The 2,500-nt window shown below is 56.9% G+C and carries 2 rRNA genes (1 of these 2 cut by a window edge); both read left to right on the top strand.

Annotated elements, in window-relative coordinates:
- Nucleotides 1-2,289, top strand: a 23S ribosomal RNA gene (locus ACVDFE_RS00420) (it extends 795 nt beyond the left edge of the window).
- A gap of 90 nt (nucleotides 2,290-2,379) precedes the next feature.
- Nucleotides 2,380-2,496 (top strand): 5S ribosomal RNA (rrf, locus tag ACVDFE_RS00415).
- Nucleotides 2,497-2,500 lie beyond the last annotated feature (4 nt).

Raw genomic sequence — 2,500 nt, 5'->3', positions numbered from 1 at the left:
GGGTAAGACCGCGTGGAGGCCCGAACCCACCAGGGTTGAAAACCTGGGGGATGAGCTGTGGTTAGGGGTGAAAGGCCAATCAAACACCGTGATAGCTGGTTCTCCCCGAAATGCATTTAGGTGCAGCGTCGTATGTTTCACCGCGGGGGTAGAGCACTGGATGGTCTAGGGGGCCCACAAGCTTACCGAAATCAACCAAACTCCGAATACCGTGGTGTGAGAGTGCGGCAGTGAGACTGCGGGGGATAAGCTTCGTAGTCGAGAGGGAAACAGCCCAGAACGCCAGCTAAGGCCCCTAAGTGTGTGCTAAGTGGGAAAGGATGTGGGGTCGCACAGACAGCCAGGAGGTTGGCTTAGAAGCAGCCACCCTTTAAAGAGTGCGTAATAGCTCACTGGTCAAGTGGTCCTGCGCCGACAATGTAGCGGGGCTTAAGCACACCGCCGAAGCTGTGTCATTTCAGCCTTGTGCTGGGATGGGTAGGGGAGCGTCGTGTAGCGGTTGAAGCGGCGGAGGAATCCAGCCGTGGACGCTACGCGAGTGAGAATGCAGGCATGAGTAGCGAAAGACGAGTGAGAAACTCGTCCGCCGGATGACCAAGGGTTCCTGGGCCAGGCTAATCCGCCCAGGGTAAGTCGGGACCTAAGGCGAGGCCGACAGGCGTAGTCGATGGACAACGGGTTGATATTCCCGTACCCGTGTGAACGCGCCCATGATGAACCTTGTGATACTAACCGCCCGAAGCCCTCCGAAGATCCTTCGGGATCGAGGGGTAAGTGGAGCGCGGGACCTGAACTTGTAGTAGTCAAGCGATGGGGTGACGCAGGAGGGTAGCTCCGCCAGTGAGTGGTAGTACTGGTGCAAGCGTGTAGGGAGTCCGGTAGGCAAATCCGCCGGGCATATATCCTGAGACGTGATGCGTAGCCGATTGAGGCGAAGTAGAGTGATCCCATGCTGCCGAGAAAAGCCTCTAGCGAGCTTTCACGCGGCCCGTACCCCAAACCGACACAGGTGGTCAGGTAGAGAATACCGAGGCGATCGGGCGAACTGTGGTTAAGGAACTCGGCAAAATGCCCCCGTAACTTCGGGAGAAGGGGGGCCGTAGCGCTTGAAGCCTTTTGCAGGCTAGGGCGAGACGGCCGCAGAGACCAGCGAGAAGCGACTGTTTACTAAAAACACAGGTCCATGCGAAGTCGCAAGACGATGTATATGGACTGACGCCTGCCCGGTGCTGGAACGTTAAGGGGACCGGTTAGTCCTTCGGGGCGAAGCTGAGAACTTAAGCGCCAGTAAACGGCGGTGGTAACTATAACCATCCTAAGGTAGCGAAATTCCTTGTCGGGTAAGTTCCGACCTGCACGAATGGCGTAACGACTTCTCGACTGTCTCAACCGCAGGCCCGGCGAAATTGCATTACGAGTAAAGATGCTCGTTACGCGCGGCAGGACGGAAAGACCCCGGGACCTTTACTATAGCTTGGTATTGGTGTTCGATTCGGCTTGTGTAGGATAGGTGGGAGACTGTGAAGCGGCCACGCCAGTGGTTGTGGAGTCATCGTTGAAATACCACTCTGGTCGTATTGGATGTCTAACCTCGGTCCGTGATCCGGATCAGGGACAGTGCCTGGTGGGTAGTTTAACTGGGGCGGTTGCCTCCCAAAGAGTAACGGAGGCGCTCAAAGGTTCCCTCAGCCTGGTTGGCAATCAGGTGTCGAGTGCAAGTGCACAAGGGAGCTTGACTGTGAGACTGACGGGTCGAGCAGGGACGAAAGTCGGAACTAGTGATCCGGCCATGGCTTGTGGAAGCGTGGTCGCTCAACGGATAAAAGGTACCCCGGGGATAACAGGCTGATCTTGCCCAAGAGTCCATATCGACGGCATGGTTTGGCACCTCGATGTCGGCTCGTCGCATCCTGGGGCTGGAGTAGGTCCCAAGGGTTGGGCTGTTCGCCCATTAAAGCGGTACGCGAGCTGGGTTTAGAACGTCGTGAGACAGTTCGGTCCCTATCCGCCGCGCGCGTAGGATACTTGAGGAAGGCTGTCCCTAGTACGAGAGGACCGGGACGGACGGACCGCTGGTGTGCCAGTTGTTCTGCCAAGAGCATTGCTGGTTGGCTACGTTCGGAAGGGATAACCGCTGAAGGCATCTAAGCGGGAAGCTCGTTCCAAGATGAGGTATCCCACCCTTCGTGGGTTAAGGCCCCCAGCTAGACCACTGGGTTGATAGGCCAGAGGTGGAAGACCGGTAACGGTTGGAGCTGACTGGTACTAATAGGCCGAGGACTTGTTACGAAGACGCTACGCATCCACTGTGCGGTTCTGGAAGAACAACCAGGACCGATCGCGACCCTTGCGGGGTTGCTGGTTGTAATTTCATAGTGTTTCGGTGGTTATAGCGTTGGGGAAACACCCGGTCCCATTCCGAACCCGGTAGTTAAGCCCTTCTGCGCCGATGGTACTGCACTGGTTACGGTGTGGGAGAGTAGGTCGCCGCCGAACTTAC

The organism is Lentzea chajnantorensis, assembly GCF_054300775.1.
The sequence above is the reverse complement of the archived record's forward strand: the minus strand, read 5'-3'. Positions and strand labels throughout refer to the sequence as shown.